Here is a 19,799-nt window from a genome sequence, read left to right on the forward strand (position 1 = left end):
GCGAATGGCTTCGGGCTCAAGGCGAAAGAACATAAAAAAAGGAAAGGCCAAAGGCCTTGTGCCCTTAGCCTTCTGCCTTGCGCCTTTTGCCAACCCATAGCATATGCCGGGTGACCCCGTCAAATCATCCTTCGCCTTTTCAACGGGTCCGTTCTGCGATATAAGGTGCCGAACGACACGCAATCGTAAGGGTTCATGCTCTCGCGGTACCGGCCCTTCCTCCAGACGCTTTTCGACCTTGCACCCGACCTCCACGTGGCCGGCGGGGCCGTGCTGGATTGCCTCCTGGGCACTCCGGTCGCCGACGTGGACATCGTCGTCCCGCCCGGGTCGGCCGGCCTTGCCTCCCGTTTCGCCGGGCAGACGGGGGGCACTAGGATCGCCTTCCGGGAAGGCGATCCGGACCGCACGACGGAGCGGGTCGCAATCCCGTCGGGGGAGGACACCCTGATCTTCGATTTCACCGTGCGGCGCGGCGCCTCCATCGAGGAGGACCTCGCGCTGCGGGATTTCACGGTGACGGCCATGGCCCTTCCCCTCGACGCGTTTCTGGCGGGGGATCTCTCGAGGCTCGTCGACCCGCTGGGGGGGCAGTCGGACCTCCGGGACGGGGTGATCCGGGCCGTCTCCGGCGAGGCCTTCCGCAGGGATCCGCTGAGGCTCCTGCGGGCCTTCCGCCTCTCGGCCGAACGGGGGTTCACCATCCACGCGGCGACCCTGGCGGGAATCCGGAATGACGCGCCGCTCCTTGCCGGGGTTGCGGGCGAGCGGGTCCGAGACGAGATCTTTCGCATCCTCGAGGTCACTCCCTGCCATCCCTTCATCGAGGCGATGGACCGGGTGGGCCTCCTCGGCGTGGTCTTTCCAGAAACGGAGGCTATGAAGGGCGTCGAGCAGAACGGCTACCACGCCCTCGACGTGTGGTCCCATTCGATGCTCAGCCTCAGGGAACTCGAGGCCGTGATGTCTAATCCCCGGGAGGAGTTCGGCGATGCCGGGGCCGATTTCCCGGGTTACCTGTCCGGCGGGTTCGTCCGGGGCCGCAGCCGGGGGGCTCTTTTGAAGCTGGCGGCCCTCCTGCACGATGCCGGCAAGCCGCAGAAGGCGAGCCGCGGCGCAGGGGGCGAGACGCACTTCTACGGCCATGCCGCGGCCGGCGGGACCGTGGCCGATGCCGTGGCGCAGAGGCTGCGGCTTGCGAGGACCGAGCGGGATTACCTGTGCCTTCTCGTGTCGAGCCACATGCACCTTGTGCACCTGACGGCCCAGCCCGCGCGGACGAAAAAGGCGGTCTTGCACTTTTTCAGGAAATACGGCGAAGATTACCGGGCCCTGTTCATGCTGTTTGCGGCCGACACGCGGGCAACCGTCGGCCCGAAGATGACCCCCGGGAGGCTCCGCGGCATTCGGGAGGCCGTGGCGGGGATGCTCCGTGTCTTCGAGACGGAGCTGCAGCCGCGCTTCAGGGAGCCTCCGCTGGTTACCGGGCGGGACCTGGTGGAGCGCTTCGGCCTGCGCGAGGGGCCCCTGATCGGCGACATCCTGCGCGAGGTCGAGGACGCGAGGCTGGAGGGGCGCCTTCACGACCGGGAAAGCGCCCTGGAGTATGCGGCGGTACTGCTGAAGGAGGACAAGCAGTAACTGCACGTTTTCGAATGTCAGTTGATCCTCGAGCGGGATTCTGGACCGCAAAGTCAGGCGCGTTTCCGGTAACCGCTCTTCGCGAAGCGGAACGTCTGCAGCGCAAACTGTTTGAGCCCGAAGGGCGAGTTTTTGCGTCTGCAGTGGAGCGAGCGGTAGAGCGGTCGGAAACCGTCTGTTTGCGGGAAGAATTCCGGTCGGGGTCATGGATGTGATCACCGGGAGAGAAGACCATGGCCAAGATGTCATTCGGCAAGAAAGGGAACCGTGTCCGCACGACCGTCTCGGTTCCCAGGCCGGCGGGCGAGCGGCCCGTCGAAGAGGTCGTCCGGGAGATGAAGGAAGGCATGCAGCGCCCGCCCGGCGAGGACTACCGGGAGCGCTCGCTCGCCATCCACGGCCTCATCTGCGCGCGCTGCGCCCGCGAGTTCGACGCCTCGAACCGTCACCTGCTCACGGTCCATCACAGGGACGGAAACCACCACAACAACCCCCCCGACGGCAGCAACTGGGAGAACCTCTGCGTGTACTGCCACGATGACGTCCACAGCCGCGGGCTTCTCGGTGACTACTACGGCGGCCGCGGGGAGCGGGAAAAGCACCTCGTCCACTCGAGCGGCGCACCGGGGGACGCGGGTGCCGGTCTCTCGGGCCTGGGGGCGAAACTGCAGAAGGCCCTCGAGGAGAAGGGAAAAAAACGCAAATAGCTGAAGGCCGTCGAACACTTATCCCGCCGGGGCAAAGTGCTTTGAAATCCCTTGATTTTCAGGAATCCGTGTGATATAGACCGGCCCGGTTTTCAAGGCGTGTTGCAGGCCAGTTGCCAGACCCCTTCACCCTGCATCCCGATTCGATGCAGTCCCCCGAGTCGTTTCGACAGGGCGCAAGGGGTTTCAATACAAAGAGAGGAGGTAGATTTCAGTGGAAGTCTTAGCACAGGGAATTGGCGCGATCTTTACAGATCCGGATGCCGACAAGGCAAGGGAGTTTTTCAGGAAGAAGAGCCGCGCTCTGAAGCCCAAGGTGATGTCCGTCAAGGAGGCGGTCGAGAAGTACGTTCATGACGGCGATTACCTCTGCATCGGCGGTTTCGGCGCGAACAGGATCCCCACGGCGGTCTGCCACGAGATTGTCAGGCAGGGCCGCAAGAACATGGGCTTTGCCGGCCACACGTCGACCCACGATTTCCAGATTCTCTGCGCGGGCGAGGTGTTCGACAAGCTCGACGTGGCCTACATCGTCGGCCTCGAGGCCCGCGGTCTTTCCCCCAATGCCCGCCGGTACATGGAAAGCGGGAAGGTGAAGGTCTCGGAGTGGACGAACTACTCCCTGTCGGTACGGTTCAAGGCCGCCGCCGCAGGCGTCTCCTTCTACCCCTCCCGCAACATCATGGGCACCGACACCTTCCACTACAGCGGTGCGAAGATCATCCAGTGCCCCTTCACGGGGACCAAGTACGCGGCCATGCCCGCCATCTGGCCCGACGTGTCGGCCATTCACGTCCACGAGGCGGACATTTACGGCAACTGCCGCATCCGCGGCATCACCGTTTCCGACCTCGACGTGGCCCGCGCCTCCAAGCATCTCATCATCACCTGCGAAAGGCTGATCCAGAACGACGAGATCCGCAGGGACCCCAGCTTCACGTCGATCCCCTACTGGTGCGTCGATGCCGTCTGCGAAGTGCCCTACGGCAGCTACCCGGGCAACATGTACGGTGAGTACTTCTCCGACGAGGAACACCTCAGGGAGTGGCTCAAGGTGGAGGAGAACCCCGAGGAGTTCAAGAAGTTCCTCGACAAGAACATCTACAGCTGCAAGGACCACTTCGACTACATCGAGCGGAACGGCGGGATGCACAAGCTCCTGAAGCTCCGGGAGAAGGAATTCATGTTCTCGAAGGCGAGAGACTAGAAAGGAGGGCAACGAGCGTATGGCTGACTATAATACGATGGAACTGATGATCTGCACCGCCGCACGGGAACTGGAAGACGGCGCGTGCGTCGGCGTGGGCACCGGCGCCCCCTGCGCGGCGGCGATGCTCGCGCAGAAGGCCCACTCCCCGAACCTCGTGATCCTGTTCGAGGCGGGCGGCGCGGCCCCCCTGATCCCCGAGATGCCGATTTCCGTCGGCGATTCCCGGACCACCTGGAAGGCCGTCATGGCCAGCGGCATGTGCGAGATCATGGAGACGGCCTGCCGCGGCATGCTGGACTACACCTTCCTCGGCGGGGCCCAGATCGACATGTACGGCAACCTCAACTCGACCCGCATCGGGCCGGACCACCAGAAGCCCAAGGTCCGCTTCCCGGGCAGCGGCGGCGCCAACGACTTCGCCTCCTTCTGCTGGCGGATGATGGTCATGACGCCCCAGGACCCCAAGCGCTTCGTCGAGAAGGTCAGCTACATCACGACGCCGGGATGGCTCCAGGGCGGCGACTCCCGGGCCAAGAGCGGTCTTCCCCTCGGGGCGGGCCCCTACAAGATCATCACGAACATGGCCGTCATGGACTTCGAGCCCGAGAGCAAGCGCATGCGGATCATCGCGATCAACCCGGGCTACTCGGAGAAGGACGTCCAGGACAACTGCGGCTTCGAGCTTCTGAAGGCGAAGAAAATCGTCGAGAACAAGCCGCCCACGAAGCAGGAGCTCAGCATCCTGCGTGACCAGATTGATCCTTACCGCTACGTTATAGGAAGATAGCGCCGGCGGTAAGCGTTCTCATCGGAAGGGGCCATGGCACCTCAGTGCCACGGCCCCTTTTTTGATCCTCGGTGATCAGGCGGCGCATCCCGGTGCCGGAAAAGAAAAGGGTGAAGGACGGCGCGGCCGTGCTTCACCCCGACGGGTCGAGCTTCGGATGATACCCAAAGCGGTTTTTCCTATTTCTTGGGCGCCGCCGGGGCGGGAACCGGGGCCGGCGCGGACACGCCCTTTTCGGGGGTCGGGGCGGGCTTCTGACCGGCCTTTCCCATCTCCTCGATTTCCTTCACTTGCGAGGCGGCGGACCAGTCGGACTCCGTCTTGTCCCCTTTCTTCGCGGCGGGTTTGGGGGCCTCGCTGCCCCCGCAGGCCAGCACGAGGGTCAGGCCGAATATCAGCGCCGTCAGGACTGCAGCACGTTTCATGATCTCTCCTCCTGTTGGGGTTCGGCGATTCTAGCGTTCCCGGCATGTTCCGGCAAGCATTTTTTCGGACACCCTTCCCCGCATCACTTCAGGATGATGCGGGCGTTGTCCCTGCTGGTGACGAGCTTGTCGCCCACCGAGGTGCCGCAGAAGGAGCAGGAGTAGTCGTACTTCTCGCCCTGAGGCAGAACGAGCAGGAGGCGCTTGCGCACCCGCACGGCGCGCCTGCACCGGGGGCAGTAGAGTTCCGTGGCGTCGAAGTCCCTGTACGATTCTCGTTTCATCATGGCTCGCACATTTCCCCTCCCTTGCCTCAATCCTCTCCCGCCGGGGGAGAGGAGGGTTGGGTTGAAGCGGTTCAACGGTCCGGGATTTCCTTCGCGTTCTCCAGCCACGCGGCGGCCTCGCTGTCGCTGGGCGCCCGCCAGTCGCCCCGCGGCGAGAGCGATCCGCCGGAGCCCACCTTCGGCCCGTTGGGGATGCAGGAGCGCTTGAACTGGCTCGTCCGGAAGAACCGCTCGAGGTAGACCGTGAGCCAGCGCTTGATCTGGCCGATCGTGTACTCGTTGCGCCTCTCCTCGGGCACCTCGGGCCATGTGCCCGCCGTCCTGTCCCGCCAGGCGTGCCAGGCGATGAAGGCGGTCTTCGTGGGCAGGTAGCCGAAGCGGGTCGTGTAGAAGTTGTTGAAATCCTGCAGCTCGTAGGGCCCGATCGTGTCCTCCGTCCGCTGCGCCGGCTGGCCGCCGCTCACCCCGGGCACCAGCTCGGGGCTGATCTCCGTGGCCAGGATGTCCAGCAGCGTTTCCGAGGTCGTCCGGTCGAACTGGTTCGTCGAGGCGACCCAGCGGATCAGGTACTGGATGAGGGTCTTCGGGACGCTCACGTTGACGTTGTAGTGCGACATGTGGTCGCCCACGCCGTAGGTGCACCAGCCCAGGGCCAGCTCGCTGAGATCGCCCGTCCCCAGGACGATGGCGTTTCGCAGGTTGGCGAGGCGGAAAAGGTGGCTCGTCCGCTCGCCGGCCTGGACGTTCTCGAAGGTGATGTCGTAGACCTTTTTGCCCTTCGCGAAGGGGTGTCCGATGTCGCGGAACATCTGCATGCAGCTCGGGCGGATGTCGATCTCGTTGGCCTCCACGCCCAGGGCCTTCATCAGGCGGTTGGCGTTACGGTAGGTCTTGTCCGACGTGGCAAAGCCCGGCATCGTGTAGGCCTTCACGCAGGACCGGGGCCGGCCCAGCAGGTCCATCGCCCGTGCCGCCACGATGAGCGCGTGGGTGGAGTCGAGGCCGCCGGAGACCCCGATGACGACGTTGGGAATCCCCGAGGCCTTCAGCCGCGTGGCGAGACCCTGGACCTGGATGTTGTAGGCCTCGTAGCACCGCTCGTCGCGCTTCGCGGGGTCGGCCGGCACGTAGGGGAACCGGGCGTACTGCCGGGAAAGCAGGATGCGGCCCCTCGGGATCTCCACGGCGAAGGGAATCCTGCGGAACCGCTCCGCCCGGTCCCGGAGGTGCCGTGCATTCTGGCTGAAGCTCGTCAGGCGCATCCGGTCCTGGACGAGTCGGTCCAGGTCGATGTCGGCGAGGATCATCTGCGTCTTTCCGGAGAAGCGCTCCGACTCGCAGAGCAGCGTCCCGTTCTCGTAGGCCATGGCCTGGCCGTCCCAGGCCAGGTCCGTCGTCGACTCGCCGGGTCCCGCCGCCGCGTAGAGGTAAGCCGCCACGCAGCGGGCCGACTGGTTGGCCGCCAGGCTGTGCCGGTACTCCGACTTGCCGATGGTGATGTTCGAGGCCGACAGGTTTGCCAGGACCGTGGCGCCCGCCAGCGCCGCGAAGCTCGACGGCGGCACGGGGACCCAGAGGTCCTCGCAGATCTCGATGTGGAAGGCAAACCCCGGGACGTTCTCCGCCTCGAAGATCAGATCCGCCCCGAAGGGGACGTCCCGCTGGCCGCAGAGGCTCACCGTCTTCGACAGGGCGTCCTCGGCGGGGCGGAACTGGCGGCCCTCGTAGAACTCGCGGTAGTTGGGCAGGTAGGATTTGAGAGCCGCACCCAGGATCCGGCCCCGGTGCATCACGATGCCGCAATTGAAGAGGAACGAGTCGACCCGCAGGGGCGCCCCCACGACGAGGATCGTGCCGAGGCCCTTCGTCCTCTCGAGGAGGAGGCCCAGGGCCTCCCGGACCCGCTTCAGCAGGGCTTCCTGGTGGAAGAGGTCCTCGTTGGTGTAGGCCGAGAGCCCGAGTTCGGGGAACAGGGCGAAGAGGGCCTTCTTGGCCGCGGCTTGCTTGGCCAGCGCGATCGTCTGTTCCGTGTTGAACGTCACGTCGGCGACGCGGACCTCGGGGACGCAGACGGCGGCCCGGATGAAGCCGTGGCTGTAGAGGTTGAAGAAGTCCTTCATGGCGCATTCCCCCCTTCCGCCTGCCGCAGGCACCGCTGATGCACGTCAATGGCCCGCCTGCCCGCCTCGTCCATCGAACGGCCCAGGGAGATGAACCCGTGCCGCTTCATGATCACGAAATCGGCGTTGCCGAGCACGTCGAGAACGCCTCTTGCCAGTTCCAGGCTCCCGTAAGGGTGTGGCTCCCTCGTCTCCGGGATGTCCGGCGGCCGGTCGGCGCACCGGAGAATCTCCCGGCTGTGCCCGTGGAAGACCGCCTGCACGTCTTTCCGGGCCCGGTAGACGGCAAAATGGAGCATGCTCTCCGAGGAGGGGTCCCGATTGCCGCTCGCGTAGACGATGCCCCTGTCCATGTCGCAGCCGTGCACGGTGACGAACCGGTCGTCGGCAAGGAGATCCTTCCAGCCCACCTGGGAGCCCGTGATGATGAAGGCGTCCTCGCCGGGCCGGAGACGGAAGCTCAGGTTCCCCTGGGGGAACTCGCCGTAGGGCGGGGCGAACTTGCGCCGGTGAAACTCGGCGCACCAGGCCTTGAGTTCCTCCAGCCGTGTATCGGTGGGGATTGCCGCGGAGACAAACTCCGTCTTGAACTTGACACCCCCGTGTATTTCCCTCGCCGGTGTCTCCATGGGATGCGCGCTTATTCCTTTGCAGAATCAGGCACTTTCAAGGTAATGAATCGGCCCGCGTTTGTCAAAGGAAAAGACAATTCAACCGCACGTGACACAGGCGACGCCGCGTCATGAAGCCGAGATGGTCAAGTACGTGATGCAGTTCTACGAGAAGGTCACCCGCTACACGACGAGCACCTTCCTGCGGATGAAGCTCGGCGACGAGCTCGCCAAGCGCGAGGTGGCGCCGCACCTCTACGAGTCCAAGGACGAGGCGCACCGGCGCCTCAAGGAATAACTGCGTGAAGAGGCAAAAAATCCCCCTTCCTTCCCCCTTTATAAAAAGGGGGACCGAGGGGGATTTTTCTTGAAGGCTGCAGGCGGCGCGAATCGCGTCAGTGCGACTTGAAGAAGTCGTTCACCAGCTCGAGGTATTCCGCCAGCAGGACCTTGCTCACGACGAAGATGTGGCCCACGTTCTTCTCGATGAGGCGGTTCAGTCCCCCGCGGGAGACGCCGACGTTCTTCCCCACCTCGCCCCAGAGCTCGCAGGAGATGCAGGAATTCGGCGGCGCGATGGGGTCCCGGGTGCCGCGGTAGCAGAAGATGAGGACGCCGGCCTCGTCCAGGGCTTCCATGCGGACGGGTTTTCCGTCCAGCGAGGGGATCGAGGAGGGCAGGGTGTAGGTGCCCTCGATGAGCGCGTTGCCGAGGAAGAACCGGCCGATCCACTCCCGGTGGGCCCGGGCGGGGAACTTGGTGCCGTGGGTGAGCCAGTAGAGAAAGGGAGCCGAGTCCTCGATGGCGCCGGGCCAGTAGGCGCGCCCGTAGAAGCCCATCGAAACGGTGTACTGGACGCCGGGCTGGATCTCGTTCATCCCCGCCTCGATGACGTGGGGCGGGATGTTCACTTCCCCGTAGAGCTCCTCCATGAGCAGGGGGTCGTACTCCTCCCGGATTACCTTGCGCATGGCGGCATGCCCGCTTTCGCCGTCGTCGAATTTGACGGGGGTGGCCATGACGGCGATCTTCCAGATGTCCATGGGCTCGCCGCGGGCCATGCACTCCTCGGCCCGCCGCGCGAGGTAGGGCAGCATGAGGGTGCCCGCCATGCAGTAGGCCATGATGTAGACGGCGGCCCCGGGGTGGCGCTTCTGGATGATGTCGAGGTAGGCGTCGGGGACGGTCTTGCCGTAGAAGTCCAGACCGAGGTTCGCCTCCCCGGGGCCCGGGTCGCCGTGATCGACCATGTAGACCTCGTAGCCTTCCCGGAGCATCCCCTCGACCACGGATTTCCCCGGGGCCAGGTCGAAGATCTCGGGCTTGTTGATCATCGGGGTGGCGAGGTAGACGACCTTGCCGTTCGGTTCCGTCCCCTTCGGCAGGGGGTAATGGCGCAGCGTCACCGAGTGCAGGCGGGAGCCCTTGACCACCTCGTAGGGCATGTAGCCGATCTTGCCGCCCATGAAGCGGTCGGAGAAATCCCGGATGTCGAAGGCGTTGTACTTCCACAGGGCCTCGATGCGGGCGCGTCCCTCCTCGAGCCAGGTCCCGAAGGACATCCCGTCGCTGCCGTCGGGGTTTTTCTTCATGAAGGGCATGTCGTCGACGGGCTGCTCCGTGATGAGCACCACGAGCGATTTCAGGAGGTCCTTCATGGCCTTGAGGCGCGTGAGCCCCATCGAGTTGTAGGAGAGCTCGAGCCACCTAAACTCCCTCATGCAGTTGCGCAGGAGCTGCTTGCCCTCTTCCGATGTGGAGACCTCCAGCGCGACGCGCCGATCGAATTTCCCGTTGCGCATGAAGCAGCCGCACAGGTTGTACAGGAGCCTGGCGTAGGTCTGGTAGATCCAGCTGTTCATCTCGGCGAAGGCGTCGGGGTTGCGCCCCGCCCTCGTGGCGATGCGGGCCTGCGTCTTGATGGGGCCCGTCAGGGTGGCTTCGATGAGATTGGCCTGCCAGCCCGCCACGGCGGCCAGGGGCCCGAACAGGAGCGGCTGCCCCGCCATGGCCCTCAGCAGCTCCCGGTACAGGAAAAGGGACCGGATCTGGCCCCCGGCGAGCTTGCTCTTCCAGGGCATGGCCGACTTGTACCCCTCCACGTTGTCTGCCGGTGTCCGGCCGACCAGGGACAGAAGCTCGCGGGACGTTATCCTCTCGGCGCTCTTTTTCTTCATGGGACTGCTCCTTGCAGGTCAGCGGGGGCCCTTGCACGGGCCGGGACTCGCCCCGGGATCCGGGACGCAAGACGGACGGCCCTTACCCTCGTCATGCAAACGCCCGACCAACCTGGGCCGACGGCGGCGGCCTTGCGATCGGGCGGGCGGAAGGGAGCGGGCGTCACGGATCATTCCCGGGAAAAACAGAGGTGAACGATCCTGTTGCCCAGGACGGACATTGCCTGGGGGGGGAAGAAGTTCAGCCATCCCCAGCGCTCCCGGTGGTGCTCCAGGACGTTGCTCTCACCCAGGATCCGCAGGCCGCAGCCCCAGGACTCCATCTCCCGGCAGTCGCTCAGGGCCCAGCGGAACTCGAGGCTGCCCTTCGCGATCCGGGACAGGCAGGGGTCGTACCGGCCCATGCCGAGGGCGCAGGGGGCGAGCATCTCGAGCAGCATCTGCGCCCCCGGGAAACGGGTCGAGAGATGCCCGAAGACGGACCGGACCTCTTCCTCGGCAAAGTACATGAAGAGCCCCTCGGCGAGGATCAGGACGGGCTGCCTGGCCGCCTCGATGCGATCGAACGTGGCGGGGTCCGTCACCGAGCCGGCGATGCAGCGGTAACGCCTCGTTTCCCGGAAGAAAGCCCGGCGCAGGGCGATGACCTCCGGCAGGTCGACTTCGTACCAGCGGATTCTCCCGTTGTCGAGGCGCGAGAACCGGGTGCTGAGGCCGGCCCCGAGGTTGATCACCGTGCCCCGGGGGCTGTCCTCGATGAAGGCCGCCGTCGCCTCGTCGAGCAGTTTCGTGCGGACGGCGATCCCCGTCTGGGTCATCCAGGCCCCCTCGAACTTGGAGAAGTCGTAATCGAGATTCTCGTAGATCTCCAGGGCGATCGGGTCCCGGATGATCGCGTCGGGACGCCGGGTCTCGACGGCCCGGGCCCAGAGGGGGATCAGCAGGGTCTCGCAGACCCCGGTGAGCCGCACGGGCTCTTTCCACAGCCGGTGAAGGACAGCCGTCTTCATGGCGTTCGGTCCCGGTGTGCTCGGAGACGGGTTTCAGGGGTGTTGACCGTTGAACGGGTCCGATCGTCGGACTTGCCTCAGCCGCACCCGGGGCATGGGCCCCGTGTCGTTGCGTTTCGCCGCAGGTCGAAGAGCCGGCCAGAGAGACGTCTGCAGGAGAGTGACGAGTAACCGCTCTTTATGTAACACGATTTTCTGTTTTCGGCAAGGTATTGCGGGGCTCCGCATGATGCGAGGCCCCCCGGGAACGGCCCGGGGGGCCGGCTGGGGCGGCAGTGAGACGAAACGCGGGAGAGATTACTTCTTCGGCGGCTTCGGTGCCATGATCACGGCCTCCCCGTCCACCAGCAGGGTGCCGTCCTGGTTCGTGCAGGTCGTCCGGAACGTGACGCGGTTTTTCTCGGGCACCTTTTCCTTGACCTCCACGCGCGCCGTGACGGTGTCGCCGATCCGGACGGGGGCCTTGAACTCCAGGCTCTGGCTGATGTAAATGGATCCCGGGCCGGGCAGCTTCATGGCAAGCACGGCCGAGATGAATCCCGCCGAAAGCATCCCGTGGGCGATCCGGCCCTTGAAGAAGGTGTTCTTTGCGTAGGCCTCGTTGACGTGGGCCGGGTTGAAGTCCCCTGTGATCCCCGCGAAGAGGTAGACATCCGTCTCTGTGACGGTCTTGGCCATCTCCGCCGCATCACCGACGTTCATCTCGTCAATCGTCTTGCCGATCATTGGTTCCCCCTTGAATTTGTTTCCCTGAAGATTGAACGAACGCGCTTCCGGTTCGCGTTCGGACGGGATTCGGGACCGCGAAGTCAGGCGCGTTTTCGGTAACCGATCTGCGGGGCCCCCACGCTTTGCTCGGGGTAAACTCCACGCCCGCAGCGCAAACGGTTTGAGCCCGCAGGGCGAGTTTTTGCGTCTGCAGCGGCGCGAGCGTCAGAGCGGTCGAAAACCGTCTGTCCGCGGGAAGAATCCCGTCCGAACACCCGCTTCCCGCGGGGACGCTTTCTAAAACCACGATTTGAAGATCCAGACGTTCTCGCGCAGATCCTTCACGTCGTCCTTCAGCATTGCCATCAGCTGCATGTTCTGGATCGCCACGCCGCCCATGTAGGCCAGGGCGTTGACGAACTGGATCTCGTCCTCCGTGAAGTCCCGGGGCACGGCGCTGTAGAGCCGCAGCACGCCGATGACCTCCTCGCGGCTCTTGATGGGTACGCTGAGGATCGTGACGATGCCTTCCTCCTTCTTCTCCTTGCGGTACTGTACGCCGGCATCGGTGGCGGCATCCTTGACGACCACGGGCTTTCCCTGCAGGGCCTGGGCGATGCTCTTCTCCGCCGAGACGGGGCCCTTCTTGAGGTACTTCTCCGAAAGGCCGTAGCTTGCCGCGAGCCGCAGGGTCACGCGGTTCTCGTCCAGGAGGCGGATCGAGGCCGCCTTGACGTTCAGGGTCTTGGCCACGTCCTCCGTGAGGGTCTGGAGGATCGTCTTGATGTCCGTGCTGGCCGCGATGCTGGACGCCATCTCGAGGAAGATGCGCGTGGTCTTTCGCAGCTTCTCGATGAGGCAGGCCTTCTGGATGGCCATGCCGCCCTGCTCGGCGAGCACCGTGAGGAACTCGATCTCCATCTCGGAGAAGTCGCGGATCTCGGCCGTGTAGAGCGCCAGGCATCCGATCAGGGCATCCTCGGACCGGACGGGGACGACCAGGATGGATCCGATCCCCTCCTTGACCTTGGATTCCCTGTTCTGGACCCGGTCGTCCTTCTGGGCCTCACGGTAGTGGATGAACCCCTCTTTCTCGAGCAGTTTCATCGTGGGCGCCATCCGGCTCGGGGCGGCGTGCATGTAGCCCTTGGAGAGCCCCGTCTGGGCCACGGCGATGTACTGGTCTTGCGCCTCGTCGCTGGCGAGGAACAGGCAGGCCGCCTTGGCCTTCATCGTGTCGACGGCGGAATGCACGATCATCTCCAGGAGCTTGTCCCGTTCGATCGTCGTGCCGAGGGCGCGGCCGACTTTGCTGATTGCCTTGATGTAGTCCATGGTGTCTCTCTTCCTTTCCGGAATTATTCCCCTTCGGCCGTTGCCCCGGCCTTTTTCTTCCTGGAGGCGGACTTCTTCGTTTCGCCGTCCGCCGGCCCGGGTGCCTCGTCTCGCTCCGTCAGCCAGTGGATGATCTTCGGGCCGAACTGCCTCTGCGTCTTGGAGCTCACGTAGATGCCGATGTGGCCCGTGTCGAGGCAGACATCCTCCTTGTCCGTGCTGCCGATCTTGCTCGTGAGCTGATCGCATGCAGCAGGCGGCACGAGGTGGTCGTACTTGCCGTAGATGTTGAGCACGGGCATGGTGATGTTCTTCAGGTCCACCTTCTTCCCCCCGATAACCAGCTCGTTCTTGATGAGCCGGTTCTCCCGGAACATCCACTGGATGAACTCGCGGAAGGCCTCGCCCGGGAGATCGGGGCTGTCGAAGATCCAGCGTTCCATGCGGACGAAGTTCTCCACGAAGTCCTTGTTGTGGATGTTCTCCAGGAACCCCACGTACTTGTCGATCATGAGCCGCGCCGGGTTCAGGAGGAGAAACCCCAGGTTCATGATGTCGCCGGGGATGTTGCCGTAGGAGGCCACCAGCTTGTCCGGGTCAAGCGAGCGGGCCCACACGTTGAGCAGCCCCGCGTCGTGGTCGAAGTTCGTCGGCGTGACCGTGAGCACCAGGTTCTTGACCTTCTCCGGGTGCAGCGCGGCGTAGATGACGCTCATCGTCCCGCCCTGGCAGATCGCCATGATGTTGAGCTGATCCAGGCCGTGCGTCTCCAGGATGAAGTCCACGGCGCCGTCGATGTAGCCGTTGATGTGATCGTCGAGGTTGAGGAAGCGGTCCTTGCGGGTCGGGTAGCCCCAGTCGAGCATGTAGATGTCGAGGCCTGCGTTGAGGAAGGTCTCCACGACGCTGCGGCCGGGCTGCAGGTCGAGCATCGTCTCCCGGTTGACCTGGGCGTAGACGATGAAGAGCGGGGTCTTGAGCAGGGGCTCCCTCCTGGCGTGGTAGTGCTTCAGCTTGACGCGGTCCTCCTGCCAGACGACGTCGTAGGGGGTCTGGGCGATTTCCGTATCCAGCGGGCTCATGAGCACCTCCCGGGCCTTCCGGAGCTGCTCGTGGAACTTCGCCGTGTCGCCGGCCACCCGGGCCATGATCAGGTCGGCCGCCATGGCGTAGGGGGCCATCATGTCGGAGAGTCGGGCCTTTTTTTCACTTCCCATTGTGCTTCACCTTCCTCTCGAGCTCTTTCACCCTCTTCTTCAGGATGTGCAGGTCCCGGTACAGCTCGTCCATGTCGCGGTTGGTGGGGATGGGCAGGTTCTGCAGCAGGTCCATGAAAAACTCCGCGCGGGCCGCGCGGTAATCGTGCAGGCAGTTGAGGGTCTCCCTCAGGGTGTTCATGTAGTCGTCGGAGCGAAGCAGGGCCATGTAGTGGTCCTCGAGCTTCTGGATCCAGAGCTGGTAGAGGGCCTTGGAATCCTTGATCGCGGCCTTGCCCTCCTTCTCCATCTTGGCGATCTCTTCCTGGACGGCGTAGTAGGCCTTCTCGACGGGGATCATGAGCAGCTGGATGAACTCCGTCAGGGCCGACTGGTAGTCCGACGCCTTCTCGACGGCCTTGTTGAACCGCTCCTGGTAGTACCGGTTGATGCCCAGCTGGGGGATGTGGAGGATCTTCCGGAAATCCTCCGCCTGGGCCTCGTAGAAGGTCTTGGTCATCTGCTTGATGACCTCGGCCATGTTTTCGGGCTCGCCCGTGGCCGTTGCGCCCGTCATCTCCGCCCACTGCTTTTCGAGCTTGACGGCGTACATCCAGAAGGGCTGCAGCACCTTCAGCATCAGGTCCGGGAGGGACTTCGCGGTCTGGATCTCCCTGGGCTCGGGCAACCCCGCAACCGAGGCGAGCGCCTGGAAGAACTCCAGCAGGCTTTTGGCGATCTCGTCGGGGCCCGGCGCCTTTCCCTCCTCGGCTCCCGGCCCGGCGCCGAGAGGGGCCTGCCAGGCCTGGGCCGTGCGCTTCAGGGCTTCTTCCCAGGCGTCGGCCTGGCTCTTGATCCAGTCCGTGAAAACGACGCTCTGTGCGCTCTCCGCTGCCTTTTCTTTCTCGGTCATGGCCTACCCTCTCTTTTTCGACGCCTCGGCTGTGTGGTGTTCCGATGCTTTCCGGCCCGGCTTCTGCGCCTCGTAGAGCTTCCCGTAGGAGGCCATGAGGGCCTGGAACTGCTCGGCCTGCTTCTTCATGAGCCCCTCGAAGCCCTTGACGATCTCGGAGGGGTCCGATTCCTTGCCGCCCGGCCGTCTCTTCGTCTTTTTCAGGGATTCCTCGAGCTCCTCGATCTTCTTCTTCAGGCTCTCGTTTTCCCTGGCGAGCGCCTCGTAGTCCTCGCGGGGGACCATGCCCATGAGACCGATGAATTCCTGGTAGGAATGCATGAAATCCGCGGCGGCCTTCGTCCACATCTCGGCATAGGGGGTGGCGGGGTCGGGTTTCCGGTCGAGGCCGTAGAATTTCTGGAAGAGGGCAAGCTGCTGCTCGAAGGCCTTGAACCCTTCGCTTGCCAGGCGGCCCAGGGTTTCGACCTGTTCCTGCCCCTTGGCGGCGCTGAGCAGAAAGTGGCCCCAGAATTCGAGGAATTTCCTGTCCACGGCACTGTCCCTCCTTGGTCGGTGTGCGGCGGGTCGGTGGGGACCGCGCCGGCGATGAGGCCGGTGCTACGACGCGCAGTCGCCGATGCAGTGCAACTCGTCGCTGATGCCGTCCAGGTCGAGCTGGTAGCGGACCGGCCCGCGGTAGCGCTCACGGAACCGCCGGTGCAGGGCGCACTCCGAGGTGGGCAGGGACCACGACGTGGCGATGGCGCCGTGCCCCTTGGGGAACACGCTGATCTCCACGTCAATGAAATCGGCCGGTGCGACCGCCGCCTCCCGGTCGACGAGATCGTCTTCCTCGGCGTAGCAGAGCAGCCACTTGATGCCCTTTTCCTGCAGGCGCCTGAAGTTCAGGGGCCGCCCGAAGAGCCTGACCGGCAGGGTGCCGTCCTTCGACACCGGCTTGGTGAAGGAGTCGAAGCTCAACTGGGTGATCCCGATCGGGAGGTCGTTGCGCTCGTAGATGAGCCAGTAGTTCAGGGCCGCGGCCGTGGGGGTGATGCGGATGTGCTCGAGGTTCTCGCGGTTGAACATGGACAGGTCCCGGTAGTAGGTGAAGATCGGCGCCTCGCGCTCCATGCTCTTGAGCTTGTAGACCCAGCTCATGACCTTGCCGTCCACGATCAGGTTGCCGTTCGGCAGTGTCTTTTCCGCGTATCCCAAGTCCCGGAAACGGGGGGGGATGTGTTCGAGGTACTCCACGAGGGCCTTGCTGCGCGTGCCGTCCATGGGGGCGACACAGGTGATGAAGGCGTCCACGAGCCCGTCGAGCTCACCGGACATCAGGTTGAGGGCCGCGACGAACCCCCCCTGGCAGAAGCCGTTGAGGGTGACCGGCTTGCCGTGGCGCTCGCGGATGACCTCGCAGAAGCGCTTCATGTCGAGGCAGTCGTCCTCCCCGGTCATCGTCTGTACCGCCGGGGTGGCGTTGATGTCCTTCATGATGCGGATGTAGGTCGGGATCCCCTGGTTGGCAAAGCAGTGCGTGTAGCTCTTGTTCTCGCCCGGCAGGAAGGCGAGGATCGAGGCCCCCAGAACGTAGGGCGGGATGATGAGAACGGGCTTTCCGCCCGGCCGGACCTCGGCGCAGCCCTTCCAGGGCAGCACCTGGTAGAGGATGAAGCGGTCCGTCTCGGCCGCCTTCACGTAGCCGCCGTCGTCGAAGTGGAAGCCGAAGTGGGGCTCGATGTCCCGGATGGCCTTGGGGTATTCGTTCGTGAGGAGTTTGAGCAGGTGGGAGAGGCGCTCCGCGTGCTGCGCGATGTCCTCTCCCTCGCGGTCAAACAGCGTGTTGAGCCAGGCCGAGTGCCGTCTGCGCATTTCGCTGGCGTGAAACTGGTTCATCGACCGCAGCGAGCTGAGAAGGCCCTTCCTGGCGATCTCCATGTTGAAGTGCAGCAGTTCGAGATAGTCCCGGGCCGTCTCCTGCGGCTGGTGCTCGATGATTTTCTTCTTCTCGGTCCGCTGGAAGGAGTTGAGCGCCACCCAGTACGGGGCCATGAAGTCGAAATAGTAGCTCGTCACCCCGTTGAGATACGTCTGCGAGGCCTTGAGCAGCTCCGCCGAGGACAGGACCATCTTGAAGCCGACCTCGGCGGGTTTCAGCGGCAGGTTGAGGAGGGTTCCCATCAGGTCCCTCGACGGCACGCGGAGAAACGGATACATCGTTGACCTACGCCTTCCTCCCGGTCGATTCGTGCCCGGGAACGGTTTGCTACTTCGTCTCCTGGAAGAAGGCCTCAATCTTCTTGAAGTTGTCGTCCACGAGCTTCTTGTAGTCCTCGTAGCCCTTCTTGTACATCGAAGCCCACTCCTTGGCGGCCTTCTTGCCTTCCTCGGACATGCCCGAGGCCTGGTCGATGTAGATGTTGAAGACCTTCTCCATTTGCTCCTGGAGCATGTTGAGGTTCTTGAATGCGTTTTCGTATGCCGACTTGTTGAATTCGATCATCTGCTTGAGCAGTTCCTTGGGCTGCATCATATCATCCCTCCTTGATGCTGTCGCTTGTTTTTACTTCGCGGTCTTCGCCGCCTCGGTGAAGAAGTCCTCGACCTTCTTGAAGCTCTCGTCCACGGCGGCCTTGAAGTCCTCGCCGCCCTTCTTGTAGGCCTTGATCCACTCCTGGACGGCCTTCTTGCCCTCTTCGGGGAAGCCCTGCGTCTGGTCCAGGTACATCTCGAACATCTTCTGGCTCTGTTCCTGGAGCATGATCATCGCGTTGTAGGTGTTCTCAAAGGTCGACTTGTAGAAATCGAAGGTCTGCTTGATGACTTTCTTCGGGTCCATGGATAAATCCTCCTCGGGTGTTTTTTGTAGAGGAAATATAATCTGCCCGAGGCGGCTTGTCAAGAAAAATGTTGCAATGCAACATCAAAAAGTTTTTGCAGTGCAATATGCTTATTTTCCTATTATTTCAAGATAGATATGATGATTAAGTCCCCCTGTAAGCGAAATTTTATCATGGTTTCATGTCGCAGCGTAACATCAAGGGTGCCCGCACTGCCCCGCCTTCCGCGGCCGCGCGCTGCCTGCGATGCCGCGTTTGCGGCGGCCCCGGTTGAGAGGGGCGGCCGGGGGGCATTCTCAACGCATCGGTCTGAACGCAGGTGCGGTGCATCATCTCATCTATGAACCTGTGAAATATACTACTAGAAAGAATCGTATCCTGGCAACGGGAAAAAAGGCCTCAGCGGTCGCTGCGTTCGAGCAGGAAGCGGATGATCCGGCTGTAGTAACGGTCGAGAATCGTGCGGGAGCGGAAAAGCCCCATGTGGCCCGCGTCGCACCGAAGAACGAGCCTGTCCGACGGGGCGACCCCCTCGATGTGATCCACGTGGCCCACGGCCTGGCCGCAGGGGGCGATGTTGTCTTTCGTGCCGCCCAGGGCCCAGATGGGCACCGACGGGGGGTAGTCCTTGACGCCGATTCGCCGTCCCCGGATGTCGAGGGTGCCGCGGATCAGCGCATTGCGGACGAAGACCTTTTTGTACGTGTCCCGGAGAAAGCTCGCCGGGAAGTCGTGGCTGTAGTTGTACCATTGGTAGAAGGCCATCTGGCGGCTGGCCGTTTCCTCATTGCCGTCACGGAGGTCCCGGAGGAGCTTTTTCAGGTTCTCGAAGTGCTGCGGCATGCCCAGGATGTAGAACCCCAGCACCTGCAGGCGGCCGTCGTAGACCGTGCGGCCCTCGCCGGGCAGACCCGGCGGGACACGGCTGCCCAGGGCCGTGGTCAGGATGTCGATGTAGGGTTCACCCATCGCCCTCGCGAAATCGGAGAGGAACCCTCTCTCGGCATCGGTGTTCATGGGTGCACCCGCCGAGCCGAAGGTTTTCCCGAGATGCGGGAAGAGGATGAGGGTCGTCATCAGCAGCGGTCCCGGCTGGCAGACGGCCACGAGGTGCGCGGGGTGTCCCGTCTTTTCCTTCAGGGTCTCGAGGATGACCCGGTACTGCTCCACCTGGCCCTCGAAATCCTCGTGATGCCTCTTTCCCTCCACGTAGAGGGGGATCTCCTGGGCGCATTTCTGCTCCACGATCGCCATCCGCGTCAGGCCGCCGTCCCGCATGAAGAGCGCGACACGCTCGGCGATGTTGGAGTGGTGACCGGCCCGGGGTGCGAAGACGACCGTGTAATTCCCGATTTCGTGCCTCTGCTCTTTCGAGACGTCGATCAGCCGCATGCCCGGGAGGTCGAGCAGCACCGTTCCCGATTCGCTGAAGCACTGGCAGGGCGGCGCCTCGCAGAAGAGCTTCAGAAATTCGGCCTCGCCGTGTCGCTTCCGTTCATAGCGGCGGGCGGGCATGGAGAGAACGTCCGCCAACGCCTTGGCCATCTCCCGCTCCATGCCGTCGAGGCTGTCGGCCAAAAGACCGGCGGGCTGTTCCACGACCGTGCCGGTGATGAAAAAACGCCACATCTCGAGACCGATGCTGCTTGCCGCGGTGAGCGAGTCGAGCCAGAGCAGTGACCATCGGTTGCCGAGGCTGACCATTTCGGCGGACAGATCGAGCGTCGACCGGACGGTTCGCAGGGACCCGGCGACTGCGGGGGCGAGGGTGTTGAGGGAGTTGGGCATGTTCACTCCTGGGTTCGGTTCACATTCTTACTTTCTCACCGGTTCGGGGGAACCGGCAG

Annotated in this window: 20 protein-coding genes; 5 read left to right on the plus strand and 15 right to left on the minus strand. The window is 63.7% G+C overall.

Annotated elements, in window-relative coordinates; genetic code table 11:
- The first annotated feature begins 195 nt into the window (after window positions 1–195).
- The 4 genes from HPY67_08405 to HPY67_08420 all read left to right on the plus strand — a co-directional run bounded on the left by HPY67_08405 (window position 196) and on the right by HPY67_08420 (window position 4,345).
- On the plus strand, window positions 196–1,641 hold the full coding sequence (locus HPY67_08405) for an HD domain-containing protein (GenBank protein NPV04738.1): 1,446 nt from the start codon (window positions 196–198) through the stop codon (window positions 1,639–1,641).
- 233 nt (window positions 1,642–1,874) lie between these two features.
- Window positions 1,875–2,348 carry an HNH nuclease family protein gene (locus tag HPY67_08410; GenBank protein ID NPV04739.1) on the plus strand — a complete coding sequence of 158 codons (474 nt, stop codon included), beginning with the start codon at window positions 1,875–1,877 and terminating at the stop codon, window positions 2,346–2,348.
- Window positions 2,349–2,583: 235 nt separating this feature from the next.
- Window positions 2,584–3,555: a CoA transferase subunit A gene (locus HPY67_08415; protein NPV04740.1), complete on the plus strand. Its 972-nt coding sequence runs from the start codon at window positions 2,584–2,586 to the stop codon at window positions 3,553–3,555.
- Between the two features lie 19 nt (window positions 3,556–3,574).
- Window positions 3,575–4,345, plus strand: coding sequence for a 3-oxoacid CoA-transferase (locus HPY67_08420; GenBank protein NPV04741.1), 771 nt, complete (start codon window positions 3,575–3,577; stop codon window positions 4,343–4,345).
- Between the two features lie 179 nt (window positions 4,346–4,524).
- Here the strand turns inward: HPY67_08420 and HPY67_08425 are convergent, their stop codons facing one another.
- The 4 genes from HPY67_08425 to HPY67_08440 form a co-directional block, all read right to left on the minus strand.
- Window positions 4,525–4,770, minus strand: coding sequence for a hypothetical protein (locus tag HPY67_08425; protein NPV04742.1), 246 nt, complete (start codon window positions 4,768–4,770; stop codon window positions 4,525–4,527).
- Between the two features lie 83 nt (window positions 4,771–4,853).
- Window positions 4,854–5,057, minus strand: coding sequence for a cytoplasmic protein (locus HPY67_08430; GenBank protein ID NPV04743.1), 204 nt, complete (start codon window positions 5,055–5,057; stop codon window positions 4,854–4,856).
- 71 nt (window positions 5,058–5,128) lie between these two features.
- Window positions 5,129–7,177, minus strand: coding sequence for an NAD(+) synthase (locus HPY67_08435; protein ID NPV04744.1), 2,049 nt, complete (start codon window positions 7,175–7,177; stop codon window positions 5,129–5,131).
- A complete protein-coding gene (locus HPY67_08440; protein ID NPV04745.1) occupies window positions 7,174–7,806 on the minus strand; it encodes a class II aldolase/adducin family protein in 633 nt (210 codons plus the stop codon). The genes HPY67_08435 and HPY67_08440 overlap by 4 nt, the downstream gene beginning before the upstream one ends.
- A gap of 124 nt (window positions 7,807–7,930) precedes the next feature.
- On the opposite strand from HPY67_08440, the gene HPY67_08445 reads away from it, so the two are divergent.
- The gene (locus HPY67_08445; GenBank protein ID NPV04746.1) at window positions 7,931–8,086 is read left to right on the plus strand and encodes a hypothetical protein; all 156 of its coding nucleotides are present in this window, start codon (window positions 7,931–7,933) and stop codon (window positions 8,084–8,086) included.
- Window positions 8,087–8,183: 97 nt separating this feature from the next.
- On the opposite strand, the gene HPY67_08450 is transcribed toward HPY67_08445, so the two are convergent.
- The 11 genes from HPY67_08450 to HPY67_08500 form a co-directional block, all read right to left on the minus strand.
- Window positions 8,184–9,965: a hypothetical protein gene (locus HPY67_08450; protein ID NPV04747.1), complete on the minus strand. Its 1,782-nt coding sequence runs from the start codon at window positions 9,963–9,965 to the stop codon at window positions 8,184–8,186.
- A 170-nt stretch (window positions 9,966–10,135) separates the two neighbouring features.
- Entirely contained in the window at window positions 10,136–10,975 is an 840-nt protein-coding gene (locus HPY67_08455) for a class I SAM-dependent methyltransferase (protein NPV04748.1), read from the minus strand.
- A 297-nt stretch (window positions 10,976–11,272) separates the two neighbouring features.
- On the minus strand, window positions 11,273–11,701 hold the full coding sequence (locus HPY67_08460; GenBank protein ID NPV04749.1) for a MaoC family dehydratase: 429 nt from the start codon (window positions 11,699–11,701) through the stop codon (window positions 11,273–11,275).
- A 279-nt stretch (window positions 11,702–11,980) separates the two neighbouring features.
- A complete protein-coding gene (locus tag HPY67_08465; GenBank protein NPV04750.1) occupies window positions 11,981–13,018 on the minus strand; it encodes a GAF domain-containing protein in 1,038 nt (345 codons plus the stop codon).
- Window positions 13,019–13,041: 23 nt separating this feature from the next.
- Window positions 13,042–14,199 (minus strand): class III poly(R)-hydroxyalkanoic acid synthase subunit PhaC, encoded by a 1,158-nt coding sequence (gene phaC / locus HPY67_08470; GenBank protein ID NPV04751.1) that lies wholly within the window; start codon window positions 14,197–14,199, stop codon window positions 13,042–13,044.
- Window positions 14,200–14,224: 25 nt separating this feature from the next.
- Entirely contained in the window at window positions 14,225–15,127 is a 903-nt protein-coding gene (locus tag HPY67_08475) for a hypothetical protein (GenBank protein ID NPV04752.1), read from the minus strand.
- A 3-nt stretch (window positions 15,128–15,130) separates the two neighbouring features.
- Window positions 15,131–15,661 (minus strand): hypothetical protein, encoded by a 531-nt coding sequence (locus tag HPY67_08480; GenBank protein NPV04753.1) that lies wholly within the window; start codon window positions 15,659–15,661, stop codon window positions 15,131–15,133.
- A gap of 66 nt (window positions 15,662–15,727) precedes the next feature.
- Complete coding sequence (locus HPY67_08485; GenBank protein NPV04754.1) at window positions 15,728–17,293, minus strand: metal transporter; 1,566 nt, start codon at window positions 17,291–17,293, stop codon at window positions 15,728–15,730.
- Between the two features lie 85 nt (window positions 17,294–17,378).
- On the minus strand, window positions 17,379–17,642 hold the full coding sequence (locus tag HPY67_08490) for a hypothetical protein (protein NPV04755.1): 264 nt from the start codon (window positions 17,640–17,642) through the stop codon (window positions 17,379–17,381).
- A gap of 33 nt (window positions 17,643–17,675) precedes the next feature.
- Entirely contained in the window at window positions 17,676–17,951 is a 276-nt protein-coding gene (locus HPY67_08495; protein NPV04756.1) for a hypothetical protein, read from the minus strand.
- 400 nt (window positions 17,952–18,351) lie between these two features.
- A complete protein-coding gene (locus tag HPY67_08500) occupies window positions 18,352–19,740 on the minus strand; it encodes a hypothetical protein (GenBank protein NPV04757.1) in 1,389 nt (462 codons plus the stop codon).
- Window positions 19,741–19,799 lie beyond the last annotated feature (59 nt).

The sequence above is a fragment of the Syntrophaceae bacterium genome (genome assembly GCA_013177795.1).
Classification (GTDB): domain Bacteria; phylum Desulfobacterota; class Syntrophia; order Syntrophales; family UBA2192; genus UBA2192.